The organism is Methanobrevibacter sp. (assembly GCF_015062935.1).
Lineage (GTDB): Archaea > Methanobacteriota > Methanobacteria > Methanobacteriales > Methanobacteriaceae > Methanocatella.
On the sequence record NZ_SUTM01000009.1, the window covers coordinates 31329 to 48931 of the forward strand.

The window sequence follows — 17603 nt, forward strand, 5'->3', positions numbered from 1 at the left end:
AAATATATAAAATATTATAGTTATAACAATATATAGTTTAATTTAAAGAGGCCATTCAATGTTTACTCGTGGAAACTTGTTACAGCAGATAGAGCAATTACTAAAATCTCAGGGTTATAAAACCTCAGACACCTATGAACAGGGATCATTCGACATCGTAGCAAGAAAAAATTTGTTGATATTACTTTTAAAAACTTTCATAAACATTGACAGCATTAATGAGCATAATGCCCATGAAATGAAGCAATTAGCCAATATTTTCTTAGCATCCCCAATAATAATAGGAGAAAAATCCAGAAACGGACTTCTTGAAGAGGGAGTCATATACGAAAGATACGATATTCCCACCATTACATTTGAGACTTTTAAAAACATGATTGTTTATAATGAATATCCTGAAATTTTAGCTGACCGTGGAGGATATTTTGTAAAAATCGACGGCAATGTCATAAAACAATACCGTGAAGAATATTCAATGTCTTTAAAGGATTTGGCGAATTTGGCTCATGTTTCACGTGCTACAATGTATAAATATGAAAACGGAATTGTCCGTGCAAATACGGAAACCGCAATGATTCTGGAGGAAATCCTGAACACTAAAGTAACTCTCGACATTGATTTGCTGAAACAGCCTCAAAAAGATGATGTTGAATATACCAATGACGTTAATGATCTGTCCAAATTGGGCTATGGAGTACTGTCCACCAATAAAAGCCCATTTGATGCGGTTGCAAAAATGAAAAGTTCAGATAAACAATCCCCATTATTAACAAATGTCGAGAAAAATAGAAGCGAAAAAACTTTAAAAAGAATGGCAATACCTCTAAAAGATTTATCAATGGTTACCACATCAGAGCCTGTTTTTATCATAAATAACGAAAAGATTAAAGAATCAATTGGTACCATCCCCGTGATTAAATCATGGGAACTGAAAGAATTTGAAAACTCAAAAGAATTATTGAAAATGATTAGGGAGAGAAAAGAAAACTAGAGTGATTAATATGGAAAATTTACAAATTACAGATATGGAAAATCATCCTATAAAATGGGTTTGCAATTATAAAGGACAAAGAGCAATTGGAATTTGTGGAAAAACACAAAAAATAGCTATGTTTGCATCAGATGAAAGAGTATCAAGAATTCTTGATGACATCGTAATAGGAACCGACGAAGCCCAAGAGGGATACGGCTGTGAAGAAAAAAACAGATGCTGCAATTTTGAATGCGAACTCTGTGAAATATCACCAAGGCAATATTTACAGATTACAGGTAAAAAACCGTCAAATAAAAATATAAAAGATTTAATAAATGGATTGGCGGATTTAAACAAAACCCTTAAAGAAGACGGATTCGTACCCTTTGAAGAATACGAAATCGTTAAACTTTAATATTTTTTCAAAAGACTAAAATCATCACTAGCTTCTTCTATTTTTGCAACACCCAATGTAATTAAATCTACGTAATCTATATTTTTTAAAAATTCAAATGCTTCTTTAGGCTGCAGCACTCCTGCGGCCAATATTCTGGAAGCAATAACTTTCTTATTTAAACTTAACAGTCTCTGTTTAAAATCTTCTCTTTGAGAAGCATTAAAAGCACTGATATCCATCATATAAGAAATTGAATTAAATGGAATCATGTAAAAGTCAAACAAATCCATATCTAAATTTTCAGGAATCAAATCAGTAGTCTTAGAAGGAAATGCTGTAATCAAACCTGATAGGGCACCTGTGCTGTTAATTTCAGACAGGATTTTTGCAGTTAATTTCCAGTCATAGCCGTCAACGATGAATTCATCAACCATCATTAACGGACAATCATAAGTTGAGAATAGCTCTATATCCTCATCCCAGTCCACTTCCTTAGCAACATCATAATTCGGATTTAGATAATCAACATCAGACCTGCCGACAGTAGCAATGACATTCATTTTACAGTCCTGTTCAACTGCAAGATCATATGCTTCAAGCAGATTGGCATCATTTACCAAATTAATAGCCCTTACTCCCTGATTATATGATTCGACAATGACATCTGCAATATTTTGAGGACTGTCATATAAATCCAGCTGATAAAGTCTGGCTCTATGTCCAAAATAAGGCTCTGCCATGAACGGTCCGAAACCTAAAATTGTTTGCGGAATTGATTTGTCTTTATATTTTAAGTCCTCAAAATAAATAATATCACCTCATTCTTTTTCAACTACAACGGCAGTTCCATAAACTAAAATCTCCTGCATTACATCAGAGATTTCATTTGAATCAAATCTTATGGCTACAATACCGTTTGCACCTAATTCTTTTGCATGGTCGATTGCTCTTTTTAAAGCTTCGTCCCTTGATTCTTCCATCATGGTTACATATTGGCCGATTTCTCCACCAAAAATGGATTTTATACCTGCACCAATTTGTCCTCCGACACCTCTACTTCTTACAGTTAAACCGTAAATAAATCCTTTTGTTTCCAATATTTTAAATCCAGGAATATCATTTGCAGTTGATATTGCAAATTCGTCTACTGATACCATAATAGTTTCTCCTTAATTTTTTAAGTATAGATACCGAAAGATATCCTACTCGCTACTTAAATATTTAAAATTATTATATAAAAATATGTTATTTTTTGCAAATAATTTTAAATTATAAATATAATAAAAAACAAATTTTTAAGTAATATTTATTATTAAATATTCAATTTAAATTTACAATATTATGGTGAAAATATGAAAGTACTCGTAGCTGATTCAATTAATGAAAAGGGTATTGAAAATCTAAAGGAAGTGGCTGAAGTCGTTGTAGACACCAGCATCACTCCTGAAGAGTTAGCAAATACCATTCATGAATACAATGGAATTATCGTAAGAAGTCGGACAAAACTTACTGCAGACATTATTAAAAAAGCAGACAACATGAAAATTATTGCTAGAGCCGGTGTAGGTGTAGATAACATCGATTTAGATGCTGCAACCGAAAAAGGTATTATGGTTGTAAATTCACCTGAATCCACTTCCGTTACTGTAGCTGAACACACCATGGGATTGATCTTAAGCATGGCCCGTAAAATTTCCATTGCAGACAAATCCGTTAAAGAGGGCAAATGGGAAAAGAAAAACTTTATGGGTGTTGAACTTAGAAACAAGACTTTAGGTGTAATCGGTATGGGAAGAATCGGTTCACAAGTAGTAAACAGATGTAAAGCATTTGGTATGGATGCAATGGCATACGACCCATATTTACCTGAAGAAGTTGCAAAACAAATGGGTGTAGATTTAACTGATTTGGATACTGTGCTTAAAAATTCTGACTTTATTACAATCCACGTACCACTTACCCCTGAAACCAAACATTCCATCTCAACGGAACAATTTGAAATCATGAAAGATGGAGCATACATCGTAAACTGTGCACGTGGAGGAATCATTGACGAAGAAGCATTATACGATGCTTTAGTAAACAACAAAATCGGCGGAGCCGCTTTAGACGTTTACGAAGAAGAACCACCAAAAGATTCAAAATTATTCGAACTTGACAATATCGTATTAACTCCTCACATTGCAGCATCAACCAAAGAAGCTCAAAGAGATGCCGCAATCATTGTTGCTGATGAAATTATCGACTTGGCTAACGGCAAAAACCCAAGAAATGTCTTGAACATGCCTCGTATCGATAACAATACTTACCAAGAAGTAGCTCCATACATAGAATTATGTGAAAAATTAGGTAGTTTCATCTCCCAAGGAGTAAACGGTAAAATTAAAGAAATTGAAATTATTTACAGTGGAGAATTAGCTGAAATCGATAACCTTGAAATCTTAACAAGAACAGTTATCCAAGGAGCAGTTAATCCGTTCTTAAGTTCTCCTGTAAATGCAGTTAATGCAGCCCTCGTTGCAAAAGACAGAGGAATCAGCATTACTGAAGGTAGAAAAAATAAAGCAAAAGGCTATGAATCATTAATTAAAGTTATTGCTAAAAGTGCAGATGATGTATTCTCCGCTGAAGGAACACACTTACACGAAGCAAGAATCTTAAAAGTAAATGATTACTGGGTCGATGTTATTCCGGAAGGACATATGTTCATTGCAAAATACGAAGATGTTCCTGGAAGTATCGGTAAAATCGGTACAAAATTAGGAGAACATAACGTTAACATTGGAATTATGCAAGTTGGAAGAGATGAAAAAGGCGGAAGAGCCATCATGGTTCTAACTTTAGATAAAGAAATTCCAAAAGATGTTATAAAAGAAATCCAAGCTTTAGACAATGTATATGAAGCTAACGGATTAGAATTATAAAAAACAATTTTCACCAATATTGTTTTTTATTTTTTTATTTTTTTTCAACCATTAAAAACTAGTCTTTAAAATCCCTAGTTACTCTTTTTACAGAACCGTCAGGGTTAAGTTCTATTCTTATCATATTACCCGGTAATTGAGTATTGGAAACAATGTTTATTTGGTTTCTTTTTTCAAATTCTTCATAATTATTAACTGGTTCCTCTTCATCATCAATATGTTTAAAGAATTCGTCATCATCCTCATCAAAAAATCCCGGTTTAAACACATCATCATCAGTTACAACATCACTTTCATCAAAAAAGTCCTCAAGATCATTATTATTTAGATAACTGTAATCACCGATAGTGTATTCTGCAGGCTGACCATATCTGTCATAAGCCTTAAATGTCTCCAATGAGTATGGAAGACATACAATCATGTGAAAATATCCGTGTTTTGAAAATGTTTTTAAATCGGCACCTGAGGGTCTTGCGCTTGGCCCCGGATGAGAGTGAACGGAACCAAAATATTTGGTATTCATTGGAATCAATTCAGTGTGAATCACAGCACCGGTTTCGCAGGTTTCTCCAGGCATGAATATTAAACTGGTGATATAAAGTATCTTATCTTTTATTTCACCGTCAAAAAAAGCTAAAAATTCATTTGGATATGATTTTTTGGCATAGTAAATTACAGACTCTAAAACTTCCCTGTCCACTCTAACTTCATTGAATTCCTCATCATTGCTTCCAAATAATTTTGACATGAAACCCATTTAATCACCGAACCCATTGAAGAATTTTTCGCTAAATATTGGAAGTTCCCAATCCTGATAAATATAACTTCTATAAGATGTTTGGTTTTTATTTTCTTTTTTGTTGAAACCAACTATTTTTTTATTTTTCCTGTATATTCCAATTCCTCTTTTTTTATAAGTTTCAATATCATTCAAGTTAATGCCATTTTTAAACAATAATTCGTTAATGTCACTAAGGTTCATGCCATTTATTATATCGTTTGCTTCAGTATTTGAATACTTGGATTTGAGGTATGAAATTCCATGTGAGTTTACACAGTTTCTCCAGCATTCATCCTGCCTCCACCTGAAATATTTAAGAACATCACTGCCATTGATTGGAATGATTCTTGAATCAAAAGCAGGAGGCTTTTTAAATTGAACATTATAATGCATGACAAAAGAACTTGCAGTGAAACTGGCAATGACTGAGTTAAGTTTTTCAATTCTGCCGTCAAATGGCATTTTATCAAAAAGCAAGCTTATTTCATCAGAAAAAGTGTAGATAAAAACTGGTGAAAATTCTTCAAACAAATCCCTGCAAACTTCAGAGATTACCCTATAAAAATTTTCATCATACGGCTTTACCAGCTCCAAGTCACGGGCTAGTGAATGGAAACTTCTGCCATCCAGTCTCATGATAATTTTAGAGTTTTTGGGAACTCTTAAAGATGAATAAACTTCAAATTCTTTCATTTTTACATTCCAACACTGATTGTTTCATTGAAACTTTTAAGTAATCTTATTGCTGAAAGGGCAGCCAACATACTTGTTTTTGGATTGGCGGCACAAGGATAATTCATAGTTGTTGTCTTGAATTCACCGAAATCACCTTTTGCAGTAATCTCATGAACATTACGGTCAACTTTCGGATCGACAATTATCTTAACGTCAATGTCCCTGTTACATGCCATACTAATTGTTGCAGCAACGTTAATGTTTAACGGGAACTCTTTTACAGCTTCAGATGCTTTTCCTTCAAACAACACTTCCTCTTTATCAATATCTTTTCCAAGGGATTTTGGAGATTTACGGGTAACCAGATTAACTTCCTTAAGACCGAATTTGGCCACTGCTTTAATTCCATCCAAACCTACAACAGCCCCGGACGGCAAATGAATTTTAGCATTATTTTCCTTAGCAATGCTTAAGACATTATTATAAAATTCAGTATCCATAAATGCACCAATACTCATTACAATCATGTCTTTACCTTTTTCCAATACCTTAGGAGCCAATTCCTTAACTGAAGCAGGTGAAGCACATTCCAAAACTAAATCAACATTGTCAAGCAGGTCATTAAAATCAAGTGCCGCAACACCTCCTGCAAGACTTGCTAAATTTTCAGCTCTCTCAATATCCTTATCATAAAAATATGCTATTTCTATTCCATTATTTTCGGGAACTATGCTTGTTGTTATAATATTAGCAATAGCACCGCATCCTATAATACCTACTTTCATAGTATCACTTAAAATAAGCTTTTTAAATAAAATAAAAATTAAAAAAAAGAATTTAAAAGATTTATATAAATCTTTTAGTCGAATTGAACTTGAGTTTCATTTTGTGGTTGAGTTTCAGGTTGTCTTTGAACCGGAGGTTCAGGGATTTGTGGCTCAGGATTTATTTTTTTCATATCCCTTGGGTTAATTAACATAATGTCCCCAATAGCTTGAACTTTATCAAAATCAACTGTTAATAAATCATTTTGGAAAGATCTCATATCATTATCTTCCGGAGACTCACCACGAATACTTCCTAAGAATTGATTAACAAAACCGGTAGGTCTTCTTTCTTGTTCAATAGCTCTAACTTGTAATTTTGAAATAGTTCCTAATCTAATGTTAAGAATAACGTCTTCTACACGACCAACATAATGTCCAGTGTTGGTATAAATATCTAAACTGCGTAATTTTGAAACTTCTACCATTTTTACACCACAAATAAAATAATAAATTTAATAAATATGTATTATTTTATTTAATTGTTAATATAAATACTTTATGTTTTTTTAAAAAGCTTCATATTACAAAAAATTTATTAAATTATAAAAATAAAATATAATTAGATTAAAAGGAGACTTTAAATTGTGGGATACAACAAAAGATTATAGAATTTTAGTAGCAAGTAAGGCAAGAGAAAATTACCTGAATCTTATTCCAACAGCATCATTTAGAGGAAGCTGGAACAAAAAACAAGCGGTTGATTTAGGAAAACAAATGAACAGTGATTTTCAGTCATTGACCTATTCTTATCTTGAAGGAGATGAATTGGTAAATTCGCCAGATGTTGCTGCATTAAAAGAAAAAGCATTGAAAATTATTGAATATTTGGGCGGAGAAGACTGGAATAAAAAGTTTTTAAATAACGCTCCAAAAGAAGACAGAGAAAAAACCCAAGAAAACATTGCCAAAGTAAGATTTTTCCTAGACACAATTATCGGCCTTAAAGACCGCCTTGCATTAGGACCAATTAATGATCCAATAATGGGCGTGGACATTAAAGTTGGAGAAGTCATGAGCGTTACAAAACATCCTAAAAATGAAAACCTGATGTTGTGCAATGTTAATTTAGGAAAACGTGCTATTACTGTTGTTACCAACGATTTAAATGTTAAAGACGACAATAAGGTTGGAGTCTCCTTACTTCCTCCACAAGCATTCAGCGATATTGTCAGCGAAGGAATGTTTTTAGGAATGAACGGAAGCATTCTAAAAGATGTTGAAGGCGAACTTGGACAAATGCCTAAAGGAATTCCAATGGAATCCCTTAACGAAACACGTAACCTTGTTGAAAATTATTTAAAATAAGTTTTTTAAACTTATTTACTTTTTTTATATCGGACACCCCAATAAATATTGTGAAGAAATTAATTCACTACCGTAAATTCAATCCTATTAATTTTGTTTTTGTCATTTCTTCTACAGCATATTTAATACCTTCTTTTCCAACACCACTATTTTTAAATCCTCCAAATGGCATGTTATCTGTTCTAAATGTGGATTGCTTATTTACAAAAACAGTACCCGCTTCAATTTCCTGAGCACATCTCATTGCATTAAAGTAATCATTTGTAAATACTCCTGCTTGAAGACCATAATCTGTATCATTTGCCACTTTGATTGCTTCATCAACAGAATTTACATGAATAATCGGTGCTACGGGACCGAATGTTTCATTGACAACCAAATCCATGTCTGTTGTCACATCATCAATAACTGTCGCTTCATAAAATGCACCGTCCCGATGTCCTCCGGATAAAATTTTAGCTCCTTTTTGAACAGCATTATTGACTGTTTCCTCAACTTGTATTGCTGCTTTTTCAGATATCAAGGTTCCTAAAGTTGTGGATTTGTCCAAAGGATTGCCCATAATAATTTTTTCAGTTTCCTCAACTAGCTTTTCAGCAAATTCCTTTGAAATATCATCTTCGACAATTATCCTTTTGACACCCATGCAGACCTGACCAGCATTTAAAAATGCTCCGTTAATTACTCCTCGAACCGCTTTTTCAATGTCTGCATCTTTTAAAACAACCATAGGATCATTTCCGCCAAGTTCCAATGTGACTTTTTTCATGCCTGCTTTTTGAGAAATCATCAAACCGGTGGTAACGCTGCCAGTAAATGAAATCTTATTGACATCTGCAGAGGTTACAAGATAATCACCAACTTCGGAGCCGTAACCTGTTACAGTATTTACTATCCCATCCGGAAACTCTTCATTTAAAAGTTCTGCAAATTTCATTACAGTTAACGGAGCCTGTGTAGGTGGCTTTATGATGACTGCATTTTTGCATGCAATAGCAGGGGCTATTTTATGAATTGTTAAATTTAAAGGGTAGTTGAATGGAGTTATTGCTGCAACAACACCTAAAGGCAAGCGTTGAGTAAATGCAAAAAATCCTTTGCCGTTCAAACCGGCATCCAAAGGTACACTTTCACCATAAATCCTTTTTGATTCTTCTGCTGCAAGCTTTAATGTTTCAATTGATCTGTCAAGTTCCACCAAAGATTCATTTATAGGCTTTCCAACTTCCAGAGTCAGCAATCTTGCAAAATCTTCACGATTTTCCTTTAATTTTTCAACAACATTGAATAACTTGTTTGATACCTTAAATGCAGACATTTCAAATAAATCATATTTTGCATTATTAGCTTCCTGAATCGCCAAATCTGCAGTCTGTCTGTGAGCAATAGGTACGGCATCTATCACTGTACCATCATACGGATTTGTCACATCTTCCAAATCATCACTTGAAATGTGCTTTCCACCAATCAGCATGTCCATCTTATCACCTGTTAAATATTTTTATAACTTAAAATTAAAATAGTATACTATGCAGACTAATAGATTTGAAACATTTATCGATGCAATTATTGCGATTATCATAACTGTTTTAGTATTGAAAATTCCTCAACCGGCAACACCAACATTAGCCGGAGTTATGGAACTAAATTACATCTATATTGCATATTTAATCAGTTTTTTAATATTATTCAATATCTGGTATGCAAACCACAACCTGTTTCAGGCAGTGGACAACATCAGCAATAGAGCAGTTTGGATTTATGGAATAATGACATTCATCATTTCCCTGCTCCCTTACTTTACAATATGGCTTGCAAATCACATTTATTCAATTCCGGCTGAGACAATGTTCGGACTGATTTTCATTGCAACACACATATTGAATACATTCGCTACACGGGAAATATATGCCAGCAACCCTTATAATGAAGAGTTAAAAGCCATGAATAACGACAGTCATTATCTGAGTCTGCCGATGATTGTCCTGATTATAGGATTCATATTAACCTACACAGTCTATGTTCCGGGAATATACATTTCATGTCTGATTTCAATCATCATGTGGATTGTACTAGGCAGAATTGTTAGGAGTGATAATAATGGAAACTGAACGATTTGAAGCTTTAATTGATGCAATTCTAGCAATTATCATTACAATTATTGTTTTGGAAATTCCATTGGCATCTACCGGAAGTTGGGAATCATTATTTGAGCTTAAATATGAATTTGCAATTTATGCAATTAGTTTTATAGTATGCTTTAACTTCTGGAACTTTAACAACAACATATACAGTATCGTCAATAGAATCGACTATAAAGTCATTTGGACAACAGGAATTTCATTATTTGTATTTTCATTATTGCCTTACCTGACAACTTTTGTTGCTGAAAATTTCTATTTATTTTTCCCGCAATTTTTATACGGCCTGGATTTCATTGTTACAGCAATATTGTCCTTGTTAATAGGAAAATTCCTCATACAAGCAGATCCTGGAAATATTGCACTGCAAATTGCAATGAAACCTCAGCCAATGTACGGTACAATAATTATCGTCATAATAGGTATGATAATTGGTTATTTTGCATATCCACCAGCAATAATTATCTGTTGTCTTCTCTCAATTATTGGAGTTTGGACAATTCCAAAATTAATTAATGTTTAATTAGGGCATTGACAACCCTAATACCATTTATTTTTTTAAATTTAATAAACTGGATGCTATTGAGACAAATACAAAAAAACCTGAATCAAATCAAAAATATTTTTCCAAAATTTCAAGTTCCCTGTTAAATTCTTTAACCTCCTTTGATGCAATTTCATCACTTAAATCACTGACATAATTATTGTACATATAGATTGCCAGCAATACTACAACAATTATGCCTCCGAAGAGCAAAATGAATTCTGCGGAAGCCTGACCTTTGTTATCCATTAAAATCCCCCCATAAGAATTTCTGCACCGAATGTGGAAATGATATAAAAAATTCCAAATGATGCTGCAAGCAATGGCAGAGAGAACTTGAATCCCTTTTTAATATCACCATACATTATAATACTGATTATGAAACCAACTAAAAGGGAATGAATAATCAGATAAATTTCCCCCGCTATCGGAGCAGTTAGAATAATTTCCGAATCCATCCCATAGTTCTGCATGAAATCAGAATAGACACCAACCATACCAATCGCAAATGGAGTTGCAATAATTGCTGAGATAATCAGAAACATTACCGACATCATTACAGCAGACTTTCTCTCCCTTTTAAGTGCCATCAAATCCCTTAAGTCGTCAGAAACATCCAGCAATACTGTTGAAATACTTGATCCGCTTTTACGACCATCCAAAATAATTGCAAAAATTCTCTCCAATTCCTTGGATTTCAATCTTTTGCTCATTGCACGCCATGCCTCATCAAAATTGCGACCCATTCTAATTTCAATGATTGTTCTACGCATTTCATCGTACAATGGCCCACTTCCGTACTGCGACATATCCTCCATTGCGTTTTCGAAACTCAATCCAACCTGGAGCATGCTTGAAAGCTGCCTTAAAAAGTCAGGTGCTGTTTTTTCAATTTCCTGCGCTCGTCTTTCCTGCTGGACAATAACATATGTTAAAAGTCCCGGAATAATGAAAAAGGGCAATATCAACACGGATAACGGCAAGTTGAAAATCATTATTGTTAATGCCAAAGCAATTTCCAGTGTTAAAATGAAAATCATAATTATTGCCAAAACATTACTTGCTTCAGTAAAAATAGCCCCACTCAGCAAAAATTCCTGTAATTTTGATAAATATTTTTCTGGAACATTATTGTCTAAAAATACTGATAAATCATTGATTAATTTGAATTTCATAGAATAATATTATTTTTTAATGAATATAAAGTATTGGTTATTTGTTAAATCAATTTTATGGAGTTAAAACAATGATTATATCAATCTAAAGCCAAATGTAATATCCGAAATATTGCTTTTAAATCAAAATGCAAAAATTATCTCTTAAATATTTCGAAAAATGCCCTCATTGTAATCAGTACTGGATAAATTTCAAGCCTTCCGATCCACATGTTAAAAATGCCTATGACTTTAAGTGGAAGTTCCAGTGCCTGTGACATCTGCCCAATTTCCAAACCTACATTACCCTGCATGGAAATGGTGAAAAATAACGAATCAAAAGGGTCATGCCCATATAAACATAGCAATGCCCAGGTAATCAGTATGCACAGGAAATACAAAGTCATGAAGTTTCCGCTTTGTGCTGCCAAATCGTCAGTGAGTTTTTTATTGGAAACTTTAACCGAAACGATACTACCCTCAGGAGACCATATCTCACGTGAATTTTTATAGATTCCCTTAAAAAATGTGATAACCCTCATCAATTTAAGTGCACCCACAGTAGATCCAGTAGAACCACCAATAAGCATCAGACTAATTATGATAAATATTGCAAATGGCGGCCAACCGCCCATAACAATTGAGCTTTCTATACTTGCCCCAGTTGTCGTGATGGCAGATACTACAACAAACAAAATATCCATAGAGACAATCTGAGATGTGAAATATATTAATAATGTTGAAATTGCTATTAAACTGATCATAACCTGAAATTGCCTATCATAAATTAATGACTTTCCACGAGTCTTGATAATATTATAATGAACTACAAAGCTTGTTGCACCCAATATCATTAAAATAATTGTGATAAAATAAATTATTTCATCATTGTAAAATCCAATGTTTGCATTCTTTACGCTCATACCTCCTGTTGAGATGATACTAAATGTATTGCAAACTGAATCAAAAATAGGCATTCCTGCCAGAGAATATAGAGTTATTCCAAAAACAGTGTAAATTACATAAATTTTAAGAAACTGCTTTATTGTAGCTTTTGTAGATGGCTTAATGTAATCGTCACGAGCTTCTGACCTGTATAATTTCGAGGACACCCTTCCAGGCTTGGTTAAAACAGATATTATCATGACAATAATTCCTAACCCGCCAATCCACTGTTGAAATCCCCTAAAAAACAGTATACTGTGAGGCAGAGCCTCCACATCAGGATAAATTGTAATTCCACTGCCTGTTAAAGCGGACATACTTTCAAAAAGACCATCAACAATATTTAAACCGGTAACCAATTGAAATATTACTCCCCCAACGATTCCAGCCCATAACCATGAAAGAGAAGAAACAATCATCGCATGTTTCAGGCGCATTTCATTAATTGCATATTTATTTAACACATTTACGCAAATCAATCCCAGAAAAACAGATACTGATGAAGGCACTAAAAAACTTACTGCATTAAATTCAAGATATATCAAATCAACAATAATCGGAACCAAACACATAACGCCAATCCCAATCATTAAAAGACCCATATTCCTAGCGATAATCAACAAGTCATTCTTATTAATATATCTCATACAATACCCTCACCAATTAACATATTATTATTGAAAAATATACTATATAAATATTAAAGTAATATACATTTTACAATAAAGTCTAAAAATATCTCACCATATAAAAAAAAGTTTTTAATTATAAGTTTACAATAATATAATCTTATTTTTACTAAAAATAAGCCCATATTACTAAATAAAAATTAACAATATTTATTAAAATGAACACTGACCATTAACTCATTACATCATACAATGGCCCACTTCCGTACTGCGACATGTCCTCCATTGCGTTTTCGAAACTGAGTCCCACCTGCAGCATGCTTGACAATTGCCTTAAAAAGTCCGGAGCAGTTTTTTCAATTTCCTGCGCTCTTTTTTCCTGCTGAACAACAACATATGTGAAAAGACCCGGAATTATGAAAAAGGGCAATATTAATACAGATAATGGCAAGTTAAAAACAGTTATTGTTAATGTCAAAGCAATTTCGAATATTACAATAACAATTATGAGAATAGCTAAAACTTTACTTGCATCTGTAAAAATAGCTCCACTCAGCAAAAATTCCTGTAATTTAGATAAATATTTTTCAGGAATATTATTGTCTAAAAATACTATTAAATTATCAAATAATTTGAATTTCATAAACAAATATTAGAAATTAAAGCATATAAAGTGTGGGTTGTATTCAAAATCAATTTTACAATATGAAAACAAGATTTATGTTCCTATTGATTGCAGGATATAATATAGATTATATCGCTACAATTTTCAAATAATTAGTTTTTTTAGATTCACCCAATGGCAATCCTCCAGTAATAACAATCAAATCCCCCTTATTTAAGTTGAACTCCTCCTGAGCAATCCTTCTGGCATTTTCAACCATTTCATCAGTATTTTCATAAATGTGTGTTTTTACTGGTTTGACTCCAAAATTTAAAATAACTTTATCAGCAATGCGATAAGACGGACAACAAGCCAATATTGTTGAGTTTGGCCTTAAATTACTGATTTTACGAGCAGTAAAACCTGTCAGAGTAGGAGTAACAATCAGTTTAATGTCTGAATATTCAACTGCTTCAACAACAAGTTTTGCAATTGTATCGCTTATGCCAATAGACCCCTTGTAGGCAGTATGCTCCGTATAGTCGATTGTGGATTCCACATATTCACAGATTCTGCTCATTATTTCAACTGACTGGACAGGATATTTACCGATAGTTGTTTCACCTGACAGCATGACACAGTCCGTTCCATCCAATACTGCATTTGCCACATCCGAAACCTCTGCTCTTGAAGGTCGTGGATTTTCATACATAGAAGCCAGCATTTCAGTAGCAACTATTGCAAACTTGCCTTTTTCACGGCATTTTTTAATGATGCTCTTTTGAAGCATCGGTAATTTCTCCATCGCAACTTCAACACCCAAATCGCCACGGGCAACCATAATCCCATCGGATTCATCAATTATCTCATCAATATTTTCAATACCCATACGGCTTTCAATTTTGGAAATAATTAGCGCATCTCCGCCAGAAGCATCAATAATTTTTCGAGCTGCAATGACATCTTCCCTTGTATTTACAAAGGACAATGCGAGATAGTCGCACGCATGTTTTGCTGCAAAGGCAATGTCTGTCCTATCCACTTCACTGATGAAATCCAGTTTCAAATCAACACCCGGAACATTAATGGTTTTGTGATTCTGAATTTTACCCTTGCCTAATGCCTCCAATACAACAAAATCATCGCCCCTGTCAATGACTTCAAGCTCAAGCAATGCATTGTCCACAAGCACTTTGTCCCCCACATTTATGAAATCAATTGCATCACTGTGGTTAACTCCAAATTCATTTTCATTGCCTAAAATGCAAGTCTTGCTCATTCGAATAGTGTCCCCTTTTTGAAGGCTTACACCATCACCCTCAAATTCCAGAGTTCTGAACTCAGGTCCTTTGGTGTCATACATGATGGCAATAGGCACATCACATACCCTACGCACTTGACGGACAACATCTATTGTATTCAGTATGTCCTCTTGTGTGGCATGGCTAAGATTGATACGTGCACAGTCCATGCCATTATTAACCATTTCACTCATAACCTCAACGGAATTGCAAGCAGGACCCACACTGCAAATAATTTTTGTTTTTTTCATACAGAAATCACCAAATAGATTTTAATTAATTAAATATTAGAAAATTATTGAATTTAAAACTAATTATTTAGTTTTTTGTTAAAAATCTGCTTAAATCCATACCCCATAGAAATTCCAAATAGAAAATGATATATTAATGTAAGAATATTCTATGAGAATGCTTTGAAAAAGAAAAAAAGATGGTGAAATAATATTCACCTAATTATTTGTTATACGTCAGTATCTCTTTAAAAAATAGGTTTAATTTACATCAGAGTATAATAAACCGGTTGCCCTACCGTTGAAGAAAACAAGATAAACACCTAAGATACCCATCAATATTCCTCCAACAATATTATTCCATTGACCGATTAAACCTACAACGAATAATAAAATAAATGATATGACAACGACAAGGATTACGAATACAATTACTTTTAAAATTCCTACTTTTGAAAGGTCTCCAACTGCTTCACCAATGGATAATGCATATCCTAAATCTTCGGTTTTAGCTAATCTGCATTGACCCATCATTAATGCAAATGAGAAAATTATTGATAAAATAATAGAAATTAATCCAGATAACCAGTGCTGGAAGATTACTGCTAAAATTGCACCAATGATGATTGGGATAATCATATAAACAATATTTACAACAAAATATTTTACCCCATTGATAAATTGTCTCATGAAGTCAATGCCAGGAGCATCATTTCTTTTTTCAATACCGTATTTAATAATGTCCAATTCATAACCAGTGATAACGAATCCAATGATTAAAGCTATTATGATTCCTATAGTACCAGAACCGATAACTGCAAATACATTTTTAGCCATATTTCCAAACATGATACCGCTAACAGTACCTGCAATAGCTATTCCTAAAATAATACCTAAAATAATATATATTACCAATGCTTTAATGTTATGAAGTGGATAAACTAAAGCATCGCTAATTATTTCACCTAATTCCATTTTAATTCACCTTTTAATTTGATAAACTCCATAACTTTGAGTTATAATTAGTTATATTCAGAAGAATATTTAAATGTTTTTAAAAATAGAACTTTTATATCTCAAATTTATTTAAAATTAACAAAAATTAATGAAAAAACAAGGTTTTATTCAATGAATTTTAAAAAAAAATATATAATTTTTTATCATAAGCACATCCATAACTTTTAATTTGATGAACATACAAATAATGCTGATTGTTTGAATTCAAGTTTTTAATCACAAAAACACCATTATACATATTATACTCCTATTTTCCAAATTAATCCCTTAAAAATGAAAAAGATTTTTAAGATAAGTTGAACAAAATAATAAAATAACAATAGAAGATAAATTTTAATCAAATAACATATAACAAAAATATTTAAAAAAATAAAAATACAATATAAAAATTAGTGATTCAAATGGACATTACAAAAAATTATAATGGAAAAGAATTGACAATTAAAGTTGGAGATCGTATTGATACTGTAACCGCACCAGATTTTGAAAATGAAATACTTGACGAAATGGGTAAATTCGATTCATTGATTATTGATTTTTCCAACCTAGAATACATTTCAAGTGCAGGATTGCGTGTTTTAATTGCAACACAAAAGAAATTAAAACCTGAAAACATTCCAATGACTATCAAAAAGGTTAATGACACAATTAATGAAATATTTAAAATGTCCGGGTTTGATAAAATATTAGAGATAGAATGAACTCCATTTCATTAAAACCAGAATTAAAAGAGTTATACACTTTAAATGAGTTTATTTCAAATGAACTCGAAGAAGAAAATTTTCAAGTCAGTCTAATTGTTGAAGAGATATTCGTCAATATTGTCAAATACTCAAAAACTGATTTCATCAAAGTTAATGTTGAATTTAAAAAACCAACATTAACAATGGAATTTATTGACAATGGAATTGAATTTAATCCTCTTTTAAAAGAAAATCCACAACTCCCCGAAAACATTGATGAAGCAGAAATTGGAGGGTTAGGGATTATGTTAACAAAAGAAATCTCAGATGAATTAAACTACAAATACGTGAATAACGAAAATCATTTGAAAATTGTTAAAAATGTATAATAATTCATAAGATTCACAATTACATTTTAAATCCCCAAACAATACTCCAAATCACTCAAACAAAGAGTACCTGCCCCCAAATAT

At 32.8% G+C, this 17603-nt stretch carries 21 protein-coding genes; 8 read left to right on the forward strand and 13 right to left on the reverse strand.

The features are described 5' to 3' along the window. Positions 1–58: 58 nt before the first annotated feature. Positions 59–991: a transcriptional regulator gene (locus E7Z81_RS05615; RefSeq protein ID WP_292745178.1), complete on the forward strand. Its 933-nt coding sequence runs from the start codon at positions 59–61 to the stop codon at positions 989–991. Between the two features lie 10 nt (positions 992–1001). Next, positions 1002–1388, forward strand: coding sequence for a hypothetical protein (locus E7Z81_RS05620; protein WP_292745180.1), 387 nt, complete (start codon positions 1002–1004; stop codon positions 1386–1388). Here E7Z81_RS05620 and E7Z81_RS05625 read toward each other — a convergent pair. Next, positions 1385–2110 (reverse strand): hypothetical protein, encoded by a 726-nt coding sequence (locus E7Z81_RS05625; protein ID WP_292745182.1) that lies wholly within the window; start codon positions 2108–2110, stop codon positions 1385–1387. The genes E7Z81_RS05620 and E7Z81_RS05625 overlap by 4 nt on opposite strands. A 78-nt stretch (positions 2111–2188) precedes the next feature. Further along, a complete protein-coding gene (locus E7Z81_RS05630) occupies positions 2189–2527 on the reverse strand; it encodes a heavy metal-binding domain-containing protein (protein WP_292745184.1) in 339 nt (112 codons plus the stop codon). A gap of 195 nt (positions 2528–2722) precedes the next feature. On the opposite strand from E7Z81_RS05630, the gene serA reads away from it, so the two are divergent. Next, on the forward strand, positions 2723–4294 hold the full coding sequence (serA, locus tag E7Z81_RS05635) for a phosphoglycerate dehydrogenase (protein WP_292745186.1): 1572 nt from the start codon (positions 2723–2725) through the stop codon (positions 4292–4294). 58 nt (positions 4295–4352) lie between these two features. Here the strand turns inward: serA and E7Z81_RS05640 are convergent, their stop codons facing one another. The 4 genes from E7Z81_RS05640 to E7Z81_RS05655 form a co-directional block, all read right to left on the reverse strand. Then, positions 4353–5051, reverse strand: coding sequence for a Mov34/MPN/PAD-1 family protein (locus tag E7Z81_RS05640; protein WP_292745188.1), 699 nt, complete (start codon positions 5049–5051; stop codon positions 4353–4355). Then, entirely contained in the window at positions 5052–5768 is a 717-nt protein-coding gene (locus E7Z81_RS05645; protein WP_292745190.1) for a tRNA(His) guanylyltransferase Thg1 family protein, read from the reverse strand. A gap of 2 nt (positions 5769–5770) precedes the next feature. Continuing rightward, positions 5771–6535: an aspartate dehydrogenase gene (locus E7Z81_RS05650; RefSeq protein ID WP_292745192.1), complete on the reverse strand. Its 765-nt coding sequence runs from the start codon at positions 6533–6535 to the stop codon at positions 5771–5773. A gap of 74 nt (positions 6536–6609) precedes the next feature. Further along, positions 6610–7002, reverse strand: coding sequence for a PRC-barrel domain-containing protein (locus E7Z81_RS05655; RefSeq protein ID WP_292745194.1), 393 nt, complete (start codon positions 7000–7002; stop codon positions 6610–6612). A 157-nt stretch (positions 7003–7159) separates the two neighbouring features. Here E7Z81_RS05655 and E7Z81_RS05660 point away from each other — a divergent pair, with 157 nt between their 5' ends. Further along, the gene (locus E7Z81_RS05660) at positions 7160–7882 is read left to right on the forward strand and encodes a tRNA-binding protein (protein WP_292745196.1); all 723 of its coding nucleotides are present in this window, start codon (positions 7160–7162) and stop codon (positions 7880–7882) included. Between the two features lie 67 nt (positions 7883–7949). Here E7Z81_RS05660 and E7Z81_RS05665 read toward each other — a convergent pair whose 3' ends face one another. Then, a complete protein-coding gene (locus E7Z81_RS05665; protein ID WP_292745198.1) occupies positions 7950–9362 on the reverse strand; it encodes a lactaldehyde dehydrogenase in 1413 nt (470 codons plus the stop codon). Positions 9363–9411: 49 nt separating this feature from the next. Between E7Z81_RS05665 and E7Z81_RS05670 the strand changes: the two genes are divergently transcribed. Then, the gene (locus tag E7Z81_RS05670; protein ID WP_292745200.1) at positions 9412–9993 is read left to right on the forward strand and encodes a TMEM175 family protein; all 582 of its coding nucleotides are present in this window, start codon (positions 9412–9414) and stop codon (positions 9991–9993) included. Next, complete coding sequence (locus E7Z81_RS05675) at positions 9983–10546, forward strand: TMEM175 family protein (RefSeq protein WP_292745202.1); 564 nt, start codon at positions 9983–9985, stop codon at positions 10544–10546. Before E7Z81_RS05670 ends, E7Z81_RS05675 begins: the two co-directional genes overlap by 11 nt. Before the next feature lie 90 nt (positions 10547–10636). On the opposite strand, the gene E7Z81_RS05680 is transcribed toward E7Z81_RS05675, so the two are convergent. The 6 genes from E7Z81_RS05680 to E7Z81_RS05705 all read right to left on the reverse strand — a co-directional run bounded on the left by E7Z81_RS05680 (position 10637) and on the right by E7Z81_RS05705 (position 16405). Further along, complete coding sequence (locus E7Z81_RS05680; RefSeq protein WP_292745204.1) at positions 10637–10816, reverse strand: class III signal peptide-containing protein; 180 nt, start codon at positions 10814–10816, stop codon at positions 10637–10639. Then, positions 10816–11742: a type II secretion system F family protein gene (locus E7Z81_RS05685; RefSeq protein WP_292745205.1), complete on the reverse strand. Its 927-nt coding sequence runs from the start codon at positions 11740–11742 to the stop codon at positions 10816–10818. Before E7Z81_RS05685 ends, E7Z81_RS05680 begins: the two co-directional genes overlap by 1 nt. A 137-nt stretch (positions 11743–11879) precedes the next feature. Next, positions 11880–13313 carry a TrkH family potassium uptake protein gene (locus tag E7Z81_RS05690; protein ID WP_292745207.1) on the reverse strand — a complete coding sequence of 478 codons (1434 nt, stop codon included), beginning with the start codon at positions 13311–13313 and terminating at the stop codon, positions 11880–11882. Between the two features lie 214 nt (positions 13314–13527). After that, on the reverse strand, positions 13528–13938 hold the full coding sequence (locus E7Z81_RS05695; protein WP_292745209.1) for a hypothetical protein: 411 nt from the start codon (positions 13936–13938) through the stop codon (positions 13528–13530). Between the two features lie 109 nt (positions 13939–14047). Further along, positions 14048–15451: a pyruvate kinase gene (gene pyk / locus E7Z81_RS05700; protein WP_292745211.1), complete on the reverse strand. Its 1404-nt coding sequence runs from the start codon at positions 15449–15451 to the stop codon at positions 14048–14050. Between the two features lie 240 nt (positions 15452–15691). Continuing rightward, positions 15692–16405, reverse strand: a complete 714-nt coding sequence (locus tag E7Z81_RS05705) for a DUF4013 domain-containing protein (RefSeq protein WP_292745213.1) — start codon at positions 16403–16405, stop codon at positions 15692–15694. Between the two features lie 443 nt (positions 16406–16848). Between E7Z81_RS05705 and E7Z81_RS05710 the strand changes: the two genes are divergently transcribed. Both E7Z81_RS05710 and E7Z81_RS05715 read left to right on the forward strand, forming a co-directional pair. After that, positions 16849–17148, forward strand: coding sequence for an STAS domain-containing protein (locus tag E7Z81_RS05710; protein ID WP_292745215.1), 300 nt, complete (start codon positions 16849–16851; stop codon positions 17146–17148). Next, positions 17145–17519 (forward strand): ATP-binding protein, encoded by a 375-nt coding sequence (locus E7Z81_RS05715; RefSeq protein ID WP_292745217.1) that lies wholly within the window; start codon positions 17145–17147, stop codon positions 17517–17519. The genes E7Z81_RS05710 and E7Z81_RS05715 overlap by 4 nt, the downstream gene beginning before the upstream one ends. The last annotated feature ends 84 nt before the right edge of the window (positions 17520–17603 follow it).